Raw genomic sequence first — 16,661 nt, 5'->3', positions numbered from 1 at the left:
GCTATCCTCTCCTTAATGATTAAATTATATATTAAAGAGTTTCTATTATAAACAATAGTGTCAAAAATGAACTTTTATAATAAAAAACGCTTGACAATGTGCCTAAAGGGAACTATAATTTAATTATAAAGTTTCTTTAATACACAATATTAAGGAGAAATTGAAAACATGAGAGAAAAGCTTAGGAAAATAAGAATATCTAAAAATCTTACTCAGAAAGAGATTGCAAAGCTCATTGAAATTAATAGAGCTACATATACGAATATTGAATTAGGAAATAAAAATCCCTCTTTATCTGTAGCAATGAAAATCAAAAATATTCTTAAATATAGTAATGATGATATTTTCCATAATATAAATAAAGTGAAAGAATAAAAGTTGATTTATCTATGCAGAGCATTATCAGCTCTACGTATTTAAATATATAAAAATACAAGTAGTACAAGCAGTACAATAGCAGTTTAAGCATTAGAACCTTGGCAATTGAATATTCGACATTACAGATACGTTCTCCTGTAAGCCTGATGAGGGAAAGCAACTTAAGTAAGACCGCCAAGACTGCCTGCACTTTGAAATGAGTGCCGAACCGATAGTATCGAAGGTGATGAGCGATAAGTCTTGACTTTAAATTGGCTGTAGCTCGGCCAACTTGCGATAACATTACAGGAGATATAATGATACTTCTTTTTAGCCAGCTGAGAGGGTGGGGTGCTAAGGTGTTTGGTGAAACGGCATTTTGGCATCATGATATGGACTAGCTATCCATAGTTTGTAATGTCTTTAAATATATACTTGTAGTGATAATAAAAAGGTTATATTGGATTATGAATTCTTTATTATCATTATAAAGACCGTTTTATTTGACATAGTCTACCAATATAAGTATAATAATATTTAAGATAGGAAACTATCAAAGCTAAAAGAAAAAATTCTCTGCTTTACAATAGGGAATATAGTATATCTAAAATGATGTTGAGTGCTTCGCTACTTCACAAGAGCTAAACTATGATATATAGCAGGGGAAACCCTGCTATCTCTGTATTTTGAGGTGATTTATGAAAAAACTTAGTTTGTTTGACGTTGATAAGGAGTATATAAAATATTAACAAAATGCAGAGAAAAGTATAAGGGAATTTACCAATATTATCTTAAATAGCTGCAACTTTAAGTTACAAAAAGAAAAATGCTTAGAATATCAATACTACTTAGAATCAGCAGGAAAAGTAGCTACTACTAAAGATGGAGAAGTGGATATTGAAAAAGAAAGAAAAAGTGAAGATGATTGGGAAATGAAAAAATAAATTTAATAGATTCTATTTTGAAGATAGCTCTTATTGGCTATCTTTTTCTATTTTCAATGGTAAATATTCATGTTAACAGTGAATAGCTCTAGATATTTGTTGCTATTATAAACTGATATTGTTTCTATGAGATAGTTTCTATATAATGGAGGTGAGGATTTGAGCAAAGAATTAATTGCAATATTAAAACCTTATGCTAACTGGTTTAATGATCAAGGAGAGGAAATAAACCAACAAGCTAAAGAGGCTCTATATGTTTTTTATAGAAGGTTATTGAAGTACAAGCCTTCTAAGAGATATGAAAAAAGAAAAAATATATCATTTCATGCTATATATATAACAGGGTTAGTAGCTGCTAAAAAGGCTTTTATGGAAGGAAAATATATGAGAGTATGTAATGAATTGAGAAGTCTAATGCACTATGAGGACTTTTTTCAAGGTAGAATTTATTATAATGTTCTCAATTTGCTAAGAGAAAATTTAGATATCGAGGATGAGTGAAAATGATTAAAGGTTTCTTCGCAAAAATTTTTAAGCAAAAAAGATTTTTAGATACTATTGCCCAAAGCAATAGCAGATATGGCAGACCATTTCCGAAACTTGAGTTTAATGACACAATGTTTTTTGTTCGTGAGGTATTAGAATATGAAAAGGATGAAACAGATCAAATCATTATATTAGACTATATTTTAAGTGTTGTCAGAGAAGATTTAAAGACAGATATGTTAACTACTATTTTATATAATGAAGAAATTGCTGATAAACTGAGATGTGATCCTTTTCCAGTTCACTATTTTGACGAGGAAGGAAATGCTTTTAGTTGCACATCTGAAAGAAGTAAAGATAATATGGTAAAAGTCGACTTGTCTAAAGATTGTGTATTAGTTTTACCTTGGCATAGAGAAAGGTTAAGAAAAAGTATTAAAAACATTTTCAAAAATGATTTTGAATATCATAGTTCTAATCATTTAGCGAACTATTTTTCTCATATTGATGTATGTTACGTATATAATGGAACTCATTCTATTTCTTCAGGTATTGGATATAAAAAGGGCTTTATTGAAGCTGTATATTGTGATACTAGCAAATTTTTTGAACATTTACATACAGATGGAGTATATTGGTACAATAGCCACAACAATAACAAGATATCAGATTTATTTGATTTTCGTATAGGAATTTTATATGAGATAGCAAAGTTGAAATATAAGATTAACAGTTAACTTACTCTTGTTAAAATAGTTAATAATGGGTATAATGTTAATAAGACAATATTAAAAGTGGTGTACCCCTACCAATAAGTGGGAAGCTTTAAAAGTAGTGCATTATACCAGTAAGTATTATAATACAGTGTGTTTCGCCACAGTAAGAGCGACTTATTTATGCAATGTGTTTCGCCACAGCAAGAGCGACTTGTTTATACAGTGTGTTTCGCCACAGTAAGAGCGACTTGTAATTCTGAAAGCGGCTAGAAGTAAAATTCTAGCCGCTTTCTATTTAGGAGGATATATGGACAAGTTAATGTTTTACGAGGTTTCACAACAATACATAAATTATTTGAAACTATTTGAACCCAAAATACCTAATATAGACTATAATACACATAATAAATTTGTATGTGGTGTTATTTTTTCAATAGATGGCTTTAATTATTTTGCACCAATTTCATCATTTAAAGAACAACAGAAAACAAACATTATAATAAATAATTCTAATGGGGAAGCAGTTAGTAGTATAAGATTTAGTTTTATGTTTCCAATTCCTGAGGCAGAAATAAAGATAAAAGATTTTTCTAAGGAAGAATATAAGTACAGAAGATTATTGCTGGAGGAATTTAAATATTGTAATATTATTAGAGATAAAATTATATCTAAGGCCAAATATACATATAAACGTTATAATTCTGGATATGATAAAATGCTTATGAAAAACTGCTGCAACTTCAGGCTGTTAGAAGAAAAATGTTTAGAATATCAGGTTTATCTAGATACTGCAAGAGAAGTAGCTGCTGTCAGAGAAGAGAATATGGATATTGAAAAAAAAATTAAAGACGAAGATAATTATGAAATGGAAAGATAGAATTAATAGGAACATATATAAATTAGGATAGCTTTGTTGGCTATCTTTTTTTGTTGGCTTATTTAGAGAAAAGTTAGTAAAGAAAAAAACTATAAAATTAACCTGCTGATATATCTATTGAACATGCTTAATTAGGTAATCATACAAGCTTTTACAATCATATATTATTAATCAGTAAGAAGTTATTTTAAATTAATATTGAGACAAGAATAATGGCTTTAATGATAATTTTGTTAATAGAGGAGGGTTGTTGATGAGTGAAAATACAAAAATAATATTAGAAGAAAACTTTCAAAACAATGATGATAAAAAAAGAAAAATAAAATTTAACGAAATAATCATAAAACTTATAAAGAAAAAGGAAGAGCCTAAACTAATTAATTGATTATAGCTACCTATTTTGCTATAATTAGGTTAGAATAAAGTAGGTGGTTATATCTCCCATAAGTTTACGAATAGGAGGTATAATTAAAATTGAAGGCTGCTCTATACTGTAGACTTTCAGAAGAAGATAAGAATAAGGTTGACATTTCTGAGGTATCGGAAAGTATTCAAAATCAAAAGGCACTTTTAGAAGGATATGTTTTGGCAAATAATTGGGAAATATATGATGTGTATTCTGATGACGACTGGTCAGGACTAGATGCTGATAGACCAGAATGGAATAGGCTTTTGAAAGATGCAGAGGATGGAAAGTTTAATGTTGTTATATGCAAAAGCCAATCGAGATTTACTAGGGAAATGGAAGCAGTAGAAAAATATTTGCACAATAAATTTATAGAGTGGAATATTAGGTTTATTGGTTTAGTAGATAATGCTGACACTTCTAACAAGGGAAATAAAAAACAAAGACAAATCATGGGATTGACTAATGAATGGTTTTGTGAGGATATTTCGGAAAATGTAAAAGCTGCTCTAGATGTAAAAAGAAAATTAGGCAAATTTATTGGTTCCTTTGCAGCTTATGGATATACTAAAGATCCAGCTGATAATAATAAACTCGTAATGGATGAAGAAGCTGCTGAAATTGTAAGGCAAATATATAACTGGTATTTAGAAGGCTTTGGAATTCAAAAAATAACACAAGAGTTGAACACTAGACAAATACCTAATCCAACATTCTATAAAAGAAAGTCAGGATTAAATTATAAAAAAACTCTAAACTGCAGTATACTATGGAATAGACTCACCGTTAGAAGAATACTTCAAAATCAATTATATGCTGGACATATGACTCAGGGAAAAATCAAAAAAATAAGTTATAAATCAAAAAAATATATTCAAATTCCAAAACAAAAATGGATTATTGTGAAAAATACACATGAAGCAATTATTCAAGAAGAAGTTTTTTTAGAAGTACAAAGACGCTTTAAATCTAGACAAAAAAGCACTAAAAAAGGTAAAGCACATATATTTGCTACTAAAGTAAAATGCTTGGATTGCGGAGGAACTATGCAAAAAGGCGTAACTTCCAAAGATAGAGGTGAATACCCTTTTTTAAGATGCAAACTATATTTAAAGACTCCAAAAGAGAATAAAATGTGTACATCTCATTATATTAAACTTGATAATCTTGAGGATGCTGTTTCAAAGAAGATAAAAGAATATATAAATGTTTACTTAGACGAAGATAATGCTGCTAGTATTTTACATGCAGAAAGTGAGATTAATAACAAGATAAAAGTTTTCAAGAAAGAGTTAAATAGAGTGAACATGTATTTGCAAGAACAAACCCAGATATTAGAGTCTCTATACGTTGATAAGTTCAAAGGAATAATTTCAGAAGAAGTATTTATTGATTTTAATAAAAAGTTCATGCTAGAAAAAGGAGTTTATGAGCAAAAAAGTGAATATATTAATATGCAAATTAAAGAGATAAGTAATAAAGCAGATAATATAGACGAGTGGATCAAAACAATAAGGAAGTATAAAGATTTTAATAACCTAACCCATGAAATGGTGAATGATCTTATCGACTATATAGAAATTGGGGAAAGAAATAAGGTAACTGACGAGCAAATAATAAAAGTACACTGGTTATTTTAATAAGGATATATGTATGTTGTTACTATGTTACATTAAGCCTTATTAAGGCAATAACAACATTCGATAGATGTAAAGGTACAAGACTAGCAACATATGCAGCAAGATGTATAGATAACGAAATATTAATGACTATTCGTGCATGTAAGAAAACTAAGTCAGAAGTTTCTCTTCAGGATCCAATTGGTGTAGATAAAGAAGGTAATGAACTATCATTAATAGATATATTAGGAACAGAGCCAGATGAAGTAATAGACGAGGTAGATTTAAAAATACAAGTAAAAAAACTATACTGTAAGATGAACAAAGTGTTAAAGGATAGAGAGAAAATCATAATTCAACTTAGGTACGGTCTATTAAATGGTGGATGTAAAACTCAAAGGGAAATAGCCAAGATGTTAGGCATATCAAGGTCTTATGTATCAAGGATTGAAAAGAGAGCTATAAAGAAATTGAATAAAGCATTGATGTAAACAGGTGATATACACCTGTTTTTTTATATAATATGTGATAAGCCAGAATATGAAGTAATATGAACAATATTGATGCATGTAATAGTTATTAATATTAAAATTAAAAAAACAGAAAAAGAAGGAAAAGGTTGGATTATATAGAAGTAATAAAGGACTACACACGAAAGTACCTTACCATTTGAATAGTTTTAAATTAGTGTCATAAAATATGCTGTTTTGGATAGTCAACACTTATTTAGACAGTTTTTTTAAGGTTATGTAATTTATATTGTCTAGGACTTAAATATCCTAGTGTTGAATGAACCCTAATATTATTAAACCAATTTACATAATCAGCTAACATAATTTCTAACTGCTCTAGGCTTTCAAAATGATAGTTATTAGCGAATTCAGTTTTAAATATCTTGAATGTAGCTTCAGCTACAGCATTATCATAGGGACAGCCCTTCATGCTTAAAGAACGCTTAATTTTGAAGGTATCTAGGACTTCATCTATTATTTTATTTTTGAATTCGTTGCCTCGATCTGTATGAAATAGTGTAATATTATCTAATTTAGTTTTAACCCTTGCAAATGCTCTATAAACTAGAGGTACATCTTTATTAGGACCAGCGCTATAACCAATTATTTCTCTATTAAATAGGTCGACTAAGAAACATACATAATTCCATCTTTTATTAACTCTAACGTATGTTAAATCACTGACTACAGCTGCATAAGGTTCATCTGTATTAAATTCTCTATTTAGTTCATTAGCAATCTTTGATTCATTACATTTATCCACATGATGCTTGTACTGGGCAACTGTATAGTTTGATACTAAGCCATTTTGCTTCATTATTCTACCTATTTTTCTTCTAGATACTATATAGCCTGCTTTTTTTAGCTCGACTTTAATTTTTCTAGTACCGTAGTTATTTCTACTTGCTTTAAATATATCTATAACTTTTAGTGTTATTTCATCTGTAGATTCTTTAGCTTTTGATTCATAGTAATAAGTACTTCTAGAAATTTGCAGGACTTTGCACATTGCTGATACACTGTATTTGTGGGTACTACTCTTAATCACATTTACTTTCGTCCTAATATCAGCGCTGCTTGCTTTAAAATATCATTCTCCATTTTTAGCTGTTGATTTTCTTTCCTTAACTTTATTAGTTCATTTTCCTCTGGGGAACGATTATCTTTTTCCTTGAAAGATCCAGTTGTTTGGCTTCTTTTTATCCAGGTATTAAAGGCGGTGGGTGTTAAGTCATATTCAGCTATAATATCATTCTTAGACTTACCACTTTCGTATAGTTTTACCATTTGATCTTTGAATTCTTCGGTATAGGTTCTTCTTTCTCGTTTTATCATATAAACTCTCTCCTTTTTCTATTAATAGCTTACATGACCTTATTTTTATTGTCTAGTTTATTGTAACCTATCCATATCAGAAGAAAACAAACGATATGCAATGGAACTGGCTGATTGTGCTAATGTAGGTATTAAATATGAAATTGGTGACTTTTGTGAAACAAATATAAATATTTTTGGAAATTCTTTTGATATAGCATATGCAGAGGGTGGGATATTACACTATTTTAGTGACATAGATATATTCGTAGAGACAATATATGAATTACTAAAGCCTAATGGTCAACTTATATTAAGTGATTTCCATCCCTTCAGAAAAATAAATTCTAATGGTTTTTTTATGTTTAGTGTTCCACAAACAGGTGGTGATTATTTTAATTCAGAGATTTTCAATGGAGATGTTGCATATAAAAGTTTTTTCAATGAAGATGAGCAAAGTTCTTTTCCCGACTGTTCTTTACGCTTTTATACGTTAAGTGAGATAATTAATGCAGTTATTAAAGCAGGATTTACAATAAGGGAGTTTAATGAACATCCAAGTTATGAGAATAAAAAAATACCTGGTCTGTTTACAATTTATGCTATGAAATAAAAAATATCTAAATGTAGGTTATAAGAATAATCTATAGTTTCTTTAGTGAGTAATTTTTATAATATACGACATAACGATTTAAGTTATTAGCTGATGTTTTTTATTGAGAGGAAGAGAAATATGAGTTATAACAAAAAATATTATTAGTTTTGCCTTTATTGCCTTATTATTATTTCTGCCAAGGTTTATTAGCTACAGCACTACGATATTTATCTAGACGACTTTTATATTAATTTATAAAGACCCAAGGGCGAAGCCCTGTCGTCCTTTGGGTCATAGGGCAGGGAATCTAAATAACATTAGATTTAAGATTCTGTTACATATAATTTAAACTCATTCGGAGAGGTCCTTGCCCTAAGCCTTATGTATTTTTTAAATCACTAGTAAGTTATAAGACCGGACAATATCAGAGCAATTTACAGGGAGTTTGTTGATAGAAAGATGTTGATATCAGTAGAACGCTGTGGAGTAAGGTTAATATTTAGCGTTCAAATTTTTTCTACTAGAAAAACTTCAGTGGGGGTAAGGATATGAATTTGAAGACAATTGAGCAACTAAACAACATCTATGAGCCTTTGCATAGTCAATTTAAAGACTTAAAGTTAATATTAGATAAATATAATTTTAGTTATTCTAATGCAGGATGGTTTAATATGCATTCTATTAAACATAATGATGGCTTCATTGATGAATATTTTCCTATTCCTGTCCTATCTATTGAAGGTTTTGGAGATATTGGTTTAAACTTGGATTACATTTTTATTGAAACTACTATATCAAAAGAAAAAGCAGAATACTTACAATTAGATCGTTTTAATGATTATAATATAGAGATTTATGGGGTTAAGGATTATCTTATAGATTATTACCAACCTAATTTAGCAATTGAGATTTACAAAGAAAAAATTCATGAAAGTCCTGAGGAAGAATTTCATTTTGCTATAAATTTGCCACAAGGTGTCAGTATGAATGAGATAATAAATGTGATTATTAAAATAAAAGATTATCAAGTCATATAACCCCATTTAAAATACATTGCTTATTGTACATGAGGATTAAGGAAAAGGAAGTCGCCACATCTTATAAACAATATATTTGCGCTAGGGTGCACTCGGGCGCAATCTTAGGGCATTGTGCATCATATCTCTTCGCTGGGAGCAAAGCTCCGCCAGGGGGTCTATCTCTGAGGTCCAGCTCAGGGACGTCGCAAATATAGGACGTTATAGGACAGCTGATGCAAAAGCTAAATGCGACATCGTGTCGATTGATAAAGTAATATTTTCATTTGGAGGAAGTAACATGAAGAACAGATTGATGATAATTGTAACTGGAGCACCCGGCACGGGCAAAACAACATTGAGTAAGAAGCTTTCCGAGAAATATTCAATCCCGCTTGTTGCAAAAGACGAAATAAAAGAGTTGTTATTTGACAGCATAGGGATTGGAGATAGACAATGGTCGCTACAATTAAGCAAAGCTACCTATAACTTGTTATTCAACTTCATAGCTAAACTACTTATGACAAACAACCCTTTTATTGTAGAAAGTAACTTTTACAATGGTGAGGCAACGAAGAATTTCTTAAAACTAAAATCCAATATGGATTTTAAGGTGTTGCAAATTCAGTGTTACACAGAGCCTGAAACGTTATATGAGAGATACAAAGCAAGGGACAATTCAGGTGATAGGCACCAAGGTCACATTCACCAACTACCTGAATTTCATGAGTACAAGACCAAGGTTTTTGATTCGAAGTGTTATAGACTTGATATTGATAATAGCGTCTATATTGATTTGAATACAACCCATTTTGAATCGGTGAACTATGAACAATTATTTAATCAAATAGAGAATGTGCTATAGAGAGAAGAATGAGTTGATTGAACAAGTATATGTGTAGGGTGCCGACATCCGTGTTGGCTTTGGATTCGTGGAGCATGAGCCATCCTATAACAAGGTGTTTGAGTTCGTTGCGAAGGGTCAGACCCTTGGATAAAAGCCGCAACACACCTTTTTGCCACCTCCAGTGTTCAAAGTCGTCTCAAACACGAAAACGTTATAGGACATGATGATATCGGGGCAGTTCTTTGTAGGTCTTGTTTTAAGAAAGCTAAATGCTACACATTCGTAGATTTATGTTCATTATTGAATATATTTAAAATATTGATTATTGGGAGGGGTTGTTATGGATAAAAAGTTAAAAGAAAAATTTGTTTTTAACACTCTATTATCTCTAGAAAAGCTTCAACAATTGCATAAACAAGTAAAAGATATAGATATTTCAGTGTCAAAACTTTATCCAGTAACACTTGTTGAAGACAATACATTCTTTGTATTTGATCGTAATGAATCTGGTGAGAAGTATGAGTATAAATTAGAATCGCCAACATCAATGCCAATACCAAAGGGTGTCTTAGCTGCATTTCCCCTAGACTTTTATCATGGAAAATCCTCAGCAATCATATCAGATGAAGCTTTTAATAGCCTTGAAGGATATATATTCATTTTCCATGAATTTGTACATTGTTTCCAGTGGGAAAATGGTGAAAGAGATATTAGGGCAAATTTAGAAATAGAAAGAAAATATAAGGAAGAAAATAATTATATGTGGGAAATCAATCATCCTTTTCCCTATAAAGATTTGGTTTTTGTCAATAAATCGATTGAAGTAGAGGATTATTTGGAACAAGAAAATTTAGATGGTGTTATTAGTTACTATAGACAGATGAGGGATAGATTAAATAAATTGGATTATGAGTATATGATATGGCAAGAATGGAAAGAAGGATTTGCAAGATATATAGAAAATTTAATGCGAAATAGAGTTGGTCTTAAGCCTAATGCATCTAAACTTCAACCCAAATTTAACAGGATAAGTTTCTATGAAATTGGTAGTAAATATATATATTTATTGATTAAGAATAATCCGCACTTAAGAAATGACATAAGAGGACTTTATTGTAAAATGTTTAATGTTTAATGATATTTATAATTTATACTTTTAGTTTTAATTAAGAAAGATTTTATTATGCAAAGGATTATTTGTGTGAAAGATCATCACTTCCTATAACAGTATATTTGCACAAGGGTGCACTCGGTCACAATCTTAGGGCAATGTGCACCACATCCCTTCGCTGGGAGCAAAGCTCCGCCAAGGGGTCTATCCAGCTCATGGACGTCGCAAATACGGGACATTAGGCGAAACTTTTAATAGTGGAGGTATAAAAGTATATGAAATCAAATACCAAAATAATTGAGCAATATTTTTCTGATAAATCTATGAATAATATAATAGATCATTGGATATTTAGGACGATAATTCCTGGAAAACATATATATCAGGAACCACCCAAAGAAAATTATGATAGACTCAAAAATATTTATGAAATGTTATTAAAATCACTAAAAAGTTTTAAACCATTAAACTTGAAGGTATGGGAACAATTTTTTGGTAGTTATAGTGGTTTAGCAGAAGATGTAACTGTATATATTATAGTTGGTTCACCTGAACCATATGACGCAATGGTCAGATATGATAAAGAAGGGAACAAATGTATAATTTTTGATTTAGAGCGAATGCGATCTTATTCCGAAAATGATGATAAAATTTTGGAAATCATTATTCAGTTAATTACTCATGAGATAGCGCATATTTATGTAAATAAGGTTTATCAAAGTCCCAATGTTAAAGATTCAACAAATATGAACTTGCGATATATTGTATTTAACGAGGGCATCGCACATTTCTTATCTTTTAGCAAAGACGTTTTGTCAGTTGATTGGGAAACTAGGGAAATGCTAGAGAGAAAGGAAAAGGCATACTCAACATTGCTTTATGAAATGAAAAATGATTTTCAAGATAAAAAGAATGAAATATTATCTAGGGCTAATAGCGGAAGGTTTTGGGACAAGTTTGGTGCTATTGCAGGACTTTTTCTATTGTAGGTTACTATAATAGCCATAATAAAGAATTGACATGTTTTAGAGAAATATTTGAAAAGGGACCAGATATAATTCTAGAAACTATTTATGCTAATGCTAAATAAATTTGATGTAAGTCGTCGCTTCGTCTAACATTATATTTGCGCAAGGGTGCACTATGGCACAATCCCTAGGGTAATGTGCGCCACATCCCTTCACCAGGAGCAAAGCTCCACCTAGAGGTCTATCTCTGGGGCCCGGTTCAGGGACGTCGCACAAACGGGACGTTACCTTCAATTCTTAGCATAATACTGTGTTAGTAGTTGACTTGACATTGAAAAGATGAAACGAGAGTAAAAAATGATAGTCATATTATTAGAAAAATATGAAGGAGTGCTTTGAAATAAATAGACCAGAAATAGTGTGTTTATGTGGTAGTACAAGATTTTATAAAACTTTTGACGAGTGGAATTTCAACTTCACTTTACAAAGAAAAATAGTTTTAAGCATAGGTTGTAATACAAAAAGTGATGAGGGTTTAAATCTTACTGATGAAGATAAAATAAGGCTTGATGAACTTCACAAAAGAAAAATAGAACTTTGCGATACGGTATTTGTACTAAATGTTGATAACTACATTGGTGACAGTACAAGGTCAGAGATTGAATATGCTGAAAGAATTGGCAAACCTGTATATTATCTTGAAACACCTTGTTGTATTAATGAAGATTAGTTGCACATAGCAAACACAATATATTAGAGATTCTTATAAAAACAAGTCATAAGTGAACAAAAGGAATTTGGTTGATGGATGTAGAGGGTTATCGTTAACCGGACAGTAGGTACAATGTGTTCACGAGAGGTGCTGGTTGGCAGGTTTTGAGGGAAAGGTCAGCGCACCACACCTTCTCACTGGGTGGCAAGCACCGCCAAGACGGTCTATCTTTAAGGTCCAGTTCAAAGGCGTCGTAAACGGGGAAACATTATGTGCAATGGCAATATCAATGCTGTACTTTTTCAAATTTGGATTTATCAGTATAGTTCAGTTATATGTCTTCTTTAGTACAGAAAGCAACATTATTCTTAATTGTTGAATGGAGGGAGTTATGGAATTGACATTCAAAAGTGCTACAACTGATGATGTGGATAGGATATTTGAGTTAGAAAAGAAACTTATAAACGATCATGAAACCAACTTGCACCTAGATTTTGAGAAAATTTTTAATTGGATAAGGAGAAAAATAGAAAATAATATTGAGAGTTATGAATGTGTTTATTTTAATGGGGTTAAGGTAGGATATTTTTTCTTGCATAATGAAGGAGAAAAACTTGAGCTTGATGACTTTTTTATTTTTGAAGAATTTCAGGGTAAAGGTATAGGTACAAAGGTTTTAGGATATGTTGACTCAATTGCAAAAGAACAGAATAAGGATGTATTTTTATATGTTTTTACAAAGAACCATAGAGCCATTAGTTTATATCTTAAAAATGGATTTGAAATTATAGAGATTATTCGAGACAGCAGGTACATAATGAATAAGCGTGTGAACTCTTCCGTCTTTTAAATATACAGAATCAAAGAGTATGATATTTGTGTATTTCTGACTTGAAATGTTCTTATACTAAACATCAAATTTCTGGATAATTATGCTGTCATATTTGCCACTACACATAACAACATGTCTCCATTCGTTGTGGCAATTTAGGGTAAAGCCTCCGGAGCCGCCACAACACACCTACCAGGCCCATAAATGGCTTGGTAGGCGTCGAGGACACAAGCCGTTATAAAGCATGGAGATAACGGGGTTGTTCATTTGGTTCTATTTGATAAAAGTCGAGATGTTACCTAATTGTAAAAAATGCTAAGTAAATAAAATTAATGCAAAAGGGGAATAAAGCAATGATGTTAAAAAAGATTTTCCTATATTGGAGTTTGATTCTGCTCTAAGAGCTAAGATTGAGCCTTCTGATACAATTAAAAAGCGAGATGTTCCAGAGCATTGCTTAATCACATTCTTTGGTGATGTTATTAAAAGAATGTTAAGTGAAGGAAGATTAAAAAAGGTTGGTGATTTCAAAACATGCACAGTTGTATTACCTATATATGAGACAGAATTCGATGGAAAAACCTATTGGAATTGTGCAGGGTTACTTAGGAGCAACTGGTGTGTTAAAAAAGGATATTCAGGTGGGGCACTTGATTGTTCCATATTCAGCAGTTAGGGATGAGGGTTTATCATATCATTGTTTAAAGCCATCTAGGGAAGTTGAATCTAGTAAGTCGGCCTTGGAATGCATCACGAAGTATTTAAAAGTGAATGAGATACCATTTATTGAAGCTAAAACATGGACTACAGATGCATTTCATCGTGAAACAGACGCTAAAATAGCTCTACGTGTTTCTGAGGGATGTGTAACTGTTGAAATGGAGGCGGCTACATTTTTCGCAGTTGCTAAATTTAGAAGTGTTGTACTTGAACAAATACTTTATGGCGGAGATGACTTAGGCGGTATAGAATGGGGTTCTAGAAATTGGAATAGACTAGAAGATATTAGAACTAATCTGGTGGATTTATCTATGGCAATATGTTTGGAATTATAGATTTTTAAATAAACTAAGGATAAACTTGAATTAGTAAATATAACTTTGTTGTAGTTGCAAAGAATGAAAATATAAATCATGTGATAACATGAAAGAATTTATAGACAAAATTTATAATTATTATTAAGTATTACCTTTGATAGATTTAAGTTATATTCTTTTTATTATGCTAAGAATTATAGGGGAAAGACGTCGCCACATCTTATAACAGAAGCTTATTGATATCGGAAAGAAAAAATATAGGGAAAGTCCGACATTGATAAGCCTCAGAACGTTAGGCGAAATAACCCTAAGGAGGTGTTTATCATTAACAAGACCAATAGGCAAGTGTTTTTTGACGTTGAACTTTTTGTAAACTATGCTACTCACTTATACACTATGGCCCGAGCGGGTTTTGAAGATATTAGCTATTCGCAGCAATACGAAAACAGTTTGCCACCGACATAATTAGAGTATCTGCGGCCAAACGCCAATCTTTTCTCTTTTCACAAACGAGACCACGGCCCGCTTTCGGATCTTCTCTATTTTACTCCGTCGCACTTTAATTTTGATAGTCTGGACAAGCTGGTCGACTATTTTTCGGCTTGGGATGAAGCTGTCCGGCTAAGAAGTCATATCCCTTTTTTGCAATATACACGATATCCTGAACACCTGATTCAGTTTTTTAATGTCGATGACGAAACTTGGGAGCAGAAGATTTTACCCCTCGATAAGATCTTTGTCGAAATAGGCTGGATTTACATCGATAACTTTAGAGCATACAAAGAAAAGATCTGGCCAGTTATTCGTCCCGAGCTAATAAGGCGTGTAGACTTGCTTAATCAAAAAGTTAGAGCCGATTTGATTATGATATGGGAGGACCGTACAGGTTTGGAATTTGTCGCGGAACAGTACAAAGTGGTACTATATTTCGCAGGAAGACAAGACCCGTCATGGAATAACTTGTCTCTAGGGAAAAATAGTACATTTTACGACCAAAACGCTATAGACATGATTGCAATGGCGAGTCATAAGGTGGGGTTCATACGCTTTTGCCACATCTTCAATGGAAAATACAAGAATTTGAGAAGGGCATCCCGAGACTTGAACAACATGGCATTTATGGTCTAGTCAGCTATATGGCGTTTGAGTCCTTAACAGCGTTTTATAATGAAATGCTATCTGACGGTGAAATGTTTACCGGATTAGAAACCAACGATTACTCAGTTTTTAAAGGGATCTTCAACAATCTGTATAGCCCCGGCTTGGATCCCCTTAATTTGTATGTACAAGGGGTAGATAGATATTTGAAAATCAAAAGGCTGAGTTAGAATTGGGTAATGCACTAGTTAATCGTCTAACAACGTGTTTGCGTAATCTTTTTGGATAGGATCAAGGACGACTTTCCCGGTTAAGGAGTATTATACCATGTCATGGCGCATGTTACGCCTTGCGCTACGCAAACACTGGAACGTTAGGTGAATTGTCCCTAGCAATTGAGTTGGCTATAGTAAGTTTTAGATGGGAGTGTAAATATGCATGGTGTAGTATCATTATTACCCTAACTATATTATAGAGAGGTTGAACACATATGGAATGAGTTGGAGAAAAAGTTGGATTAACTGGAGTTAGAGTTACACCATATCCACATTTTTCATGGTAAATTGCAGAAAATTACTATATGAGCAAATTAATAAATGTATTTGAAGAATTGTAGTATCTTTAAAACCATTTGAGGTAAAAACAGCTGTGATAGGATTATTCACTGGAAAATCCCCAGTTGTTTTTATACCCATAGTTAAAGATATTCAACTATTGAAGTTCTATTATTCAATTTGGGAAAAATTAAAACAAATGGGAGAAGATATAAGTGATTATTATAGTCCACAATCATGGTTTCCACATATTAGCTTAGCATATGAGGATGTTACAAAAGAAAATATAAGAATAGTATTAAGAAAACTATCATTTATGGATTTTAATTGGAGCTTTGAAGTAGATAATATTTCATTTATTTATGAGCCAAATGGCCAAATAGGGGAACTAAAACATAGAATCGATTTCGAAAGATAGAATTAGGTTTTTTGGAGAGGTTTTGCATATTGGTATGGGATACTTCACCTAACAATGTATTTGCGCAAGGGTGCACTAGGGCGCAATCTTAGGGGCACATCCCTTCGCTGGGAGCAAAGCTCCACCAAGGGGTCTATCTTTTGGGTCCAGCTCAGGGACGTTGCAAATACTGAAGTGTTAGTACGCCAAGCAAAGCTTGGCATTACTAGCGAGGTGAAAGTCCTTGTATGGAAAGGTCTAGC

16 protein-coding genes and 2 pseudogenes are annotated in these 16,661 nt (G+C 31.9%); 17 read left to right on the top strand and 1 reads right to left on the bottom strand.

The window, feature by feature from the left end; translation table 11 throughout:
• Window positions 1-168: 168 nt before the first annotated feature.
• From QO263_RS13085 to QO263_RS13055, 7 genes and pseudogenes are all read left to right on the top strand, one after another.
• Complete coding sequence (locus tag QO263_RS13085; RefSeq protein ID WP_285622255.1) at window positions 169-375, top strand: helix-turn-helix transcriptional regulator; 207 nt, start codon at window positions 169-171, stop codon at window positions 373-375.
• A gap of 1,085 nt (window positions 376-1,460) precedes the next feature.
• On the top strand, window positions 1,461-1,802 hold the full coding sequence (locus QO263_RS13080) for a hypothetical protein (protein WP_285622253.1): 342 nt from the start codon (window positions 1,461-1,463) through the stop codon (window positions 1,800-1,802).
• 2 nt (window positions 1,803-1,804) lie between these two features.
• Window positions 1,805-2,524 (top strand): DUF6710 family protein, encoded by a 720-nt coding sequence (locus tag QO263_RS13075; RefSeq protein WP_285622251.1) that lies wholly within the window; start codon window positions 1,805-1,807, stop codon window positions 2,522-2,524.
• Window positions 2,525-2,810: 286 nt separating this feature from the next.
• Window positions 2,811-3,380, top strand: coding sequence for a type III toxin-antitoxin system ToxN/AbiQ family toxin (locus QO263_RS13070; RefSeq protein WP_285622248.1), 570 nt, complete (start codon window positions 2,811-2,813; stop codon window positions 3,378-3,380).
• Between the two features lie 253 nt (window positions 3,381-3,633).
• A complete protein-coding gene (locus tag QO263_RS13065; protein ID WP_285622246.1) occupies window positions 3,634-3,765 on the top strand; it encodes a hypothetical protein in 132 nt (43 codons plus the stop codon).
• 89 nt (window positions 3,766-3,854) lie between these two features.
• Entirely contained in the window at window positions 3,855-5,426 is a 1,572-nt protein-coding gene (locus QO263_RS13060) for a recombinase family protein (protein WP_285622243.1), read from the top strand.
• 29 nt (window positions 5,427-5,455) lie between these two features.
• Window positions 5,456-5,896, top strand: a pseudogene (locus tag QO263_RS13055) (sigma-70 family RNA polymerase sigma factor); the annotation flags it as partial.
• Window positions 5,897-6,131: 235 nt separating this feature from the next.
• Here QO263_RS13055 and QO263_RS13050 read toward each other — a convergent pair.
• A protein-coding gene (locus QO263_RS13050; protein ID WP_285622240.1) for an IS3 family transposase occupies window positions 6,132-7,252 on the bottom strand; the annotation gives its coding sequence in 2 pieces (ribosomal slippage) (window positions 6,132-7,003 and window positions 7,003-7,252; 1,122 coding nt in all).
• 70 nt (window positions 7,253-7,322) lie between these two features.
• Between QO263_RS13050 and QO263_RS13045 the strand changes: the two are divergent.
• From QO263_RS13045 to QO263_RS13000, 10 genes and pseudogenes are all read left to right on the top strand, one after another.
• Window positions 7,323-7,844, top strand: a pseudogene (locus tag QO263_RS13045) (class I SAM-dependent methyltransferase); the annotation flags it as partial.
• A gap of 530 nt (window positions 7,845-8,374) precedes the next feature.
• Window positions 8,375-8,863, top strand: a complete 489-nt coding sequence (locus QO263_RS13040) for a hypothetical protein (RefSeq protein ID WP_285622238.1) — start codon at window positions 8,375-8,377, stop codon at window positions 8,861-8,863.
• A 280-nt stretch (window positions 8,864-9,143) separates the two neighbouring features.
• Window positions 9,144-9,707: a P-loop nucleotide/nucleoside kinase family protein gene (locus tag QO263_RS13035; protein WP_285622233.1), complete on the top strand. Its 564-nt coding sequence runs from the start codon at window positions 9,144-9,146 to the stop codon at window positions 9,705-9,707.
• 322 nt (window positions 9,708-10,029) lie between these two features.
• Window positions 10,030-10,824: a hypothetical protein gene (locus QO263_RS13030; protein ID WP_285622231.1), complete on the top strand. Its 795-nt coding sequence runs from the start codon at window positions 10,030-10,032 to the stop codon at window positions 10,822-10,824.
• A gap of 251 nt (window positions 10,825-11,075) precedes the next feature.
• The gene (locus tag QO263_RS13025; RefSeq protein WP_285622229.1) at window positions 11,076-11,789 is read left to right on the top strand and encodes a hypothetical protein; all 714 of its coding nucleotides are present in this window, start codon (window positions 11,076-11,078) and stop codon (window positions 11,787-11,789) included.
• A 361-nt stretch (window positions 11,790-12,150) separates the two neighbouring features.
• Window positions 12,151-12,498: a hypothetical protein gene (locus QO263_RS13020; RefSeq protein WP_285622227.1), complete on the top strand. Its 348-nt coding sequence runs from the start codon at window positions 12,151-12,153 to the stop codon at window positions 12,496-12,498.
• Between the two features lie 373 nt (window positions 12,499-12,871).
• Window positions 12,872-13,330, top strand: a complete 459-nt coding sequence (locus tag QO263_RS13015) for a GNAT family N-acetyltransferase (RefSeq protein ID WP_285622226.1) — start codon at window positions 12,872-12,874, stop codon at window positions 13,328-13,330.
• Between the two features lie 361 nt (window positions 13,331-13,691).
• Entirely contained in the window at window positions 13,692-13,988 is a 297-nt protein-coding gene (locus QO263_RS13010; RefSeq protein WP_285622225.1) for a nucleoside phosphorylase-I family protein, read from the top strand.
• Entirely contained in the window at window positions 13,933-14,367 is a 435-nt protein-coding gene (locus QO263_RS13005) for a nucleoside phosphorylase (RefSeq protein ID WP_285622223.1), read from the top strand. Before QO263_RS13010 ends, QO263_RS13005 begins: the two co-directional genes overlap by 56 nt.
• A gap of 1,689 nt (window positions 14,368-16,056) precedes the next feature.
• On the top strand, window positions 16,057-16,419 hold the full coding sequence (locus QO263_RS13000) for a 2'-5' RNA ligase family protein (RefSeq protein WP_285629312.1): 363 nt from the start codon (window positions 16,057-16,059) through the stop codon (window positions 16,417-16,419).
• Window positions 16,420-16,661: the final 242 nt, after the last annotated feature.

The sequence above is a fragment of the Proteiniborus sp. MB09-C3 genome (assembly GCF_030263895.1).
In the GTDB taxonomy this organism is placed as follows: domain Bacteria; phylum Bacillota; class Clostridia; order Tissierellales; family Proteiniboraceae; genus Proteiniborus.
This window is presented reverse-complemented; position numbering and strand designations above follow the sequence as displayed.

Coding starts and splice junctions, on each gene's coding strand:
- QO263_RS13085 (WP_285622255.1), top strand. CDS start 169: ATGAGAGAAAAGCTTAGGAAAATAAGAATATCTAAAAATCTTACTCAG.
- QO263_RS13075 (WP_285622251.1), top strand. CDS start 1,805: ATGATTAAAGGTTTCTTCGCAAAAATTTTTAAGCAAAAAAGATTTTTA.
- QO263_RS13070 (WP_285622248.1), top strand. CDS start 2,811: ATGGACAAGTTAATGTTTTACGAGGTTTCACAACAATACATAAATTAT.
- QO263_RS13065 (WP_285622246.1), top strand. CDS start 3,634: ATGAGTGAAAATACAAAAATAATATTAGAAGAAAACTTTCAAAACAAT.
- QO263_RS13040 (WP_285622238.1), top strand. CDS start 8,375: ATGAATTTGAAGACAATTGAGCAACTAAACAACATCTATGAGCCTTTG.
- QO263_RS13035 (WP_285622233.1), top strand. CDS start 9,144: ATGAAGAACAGATTGATGATAATTGTAACTGGAGCACCCGGCACGGGC.
- QO263_RS13030 (WP_285622231.1), top strand. CDS start 10,030: ATGGATAAAAAGTTAAAAGAAAAATTTGTTTTTAACACTCTATTATCT.
- QO263_RS13025 (WP_285622229.1), top strand. CDS start 11,076: ATGAAATCAAATACCAAAATAATTGAGCAATATTTTTCTGATAAATCT.
- QO263_RS13020 (WP_285622227.1), top strand. CDS start 12,151: ATGAAGGAGTGCTTTGAAATAAATAGACCAGAAATAGTGTGTTTATGT.
- QO263_RS13015 (WP_285622226.1), top strand. CDS start 12,872: ATGGAATTGACATTCAAAAGTGCTACAACTGATGATGTGGATAGGATA.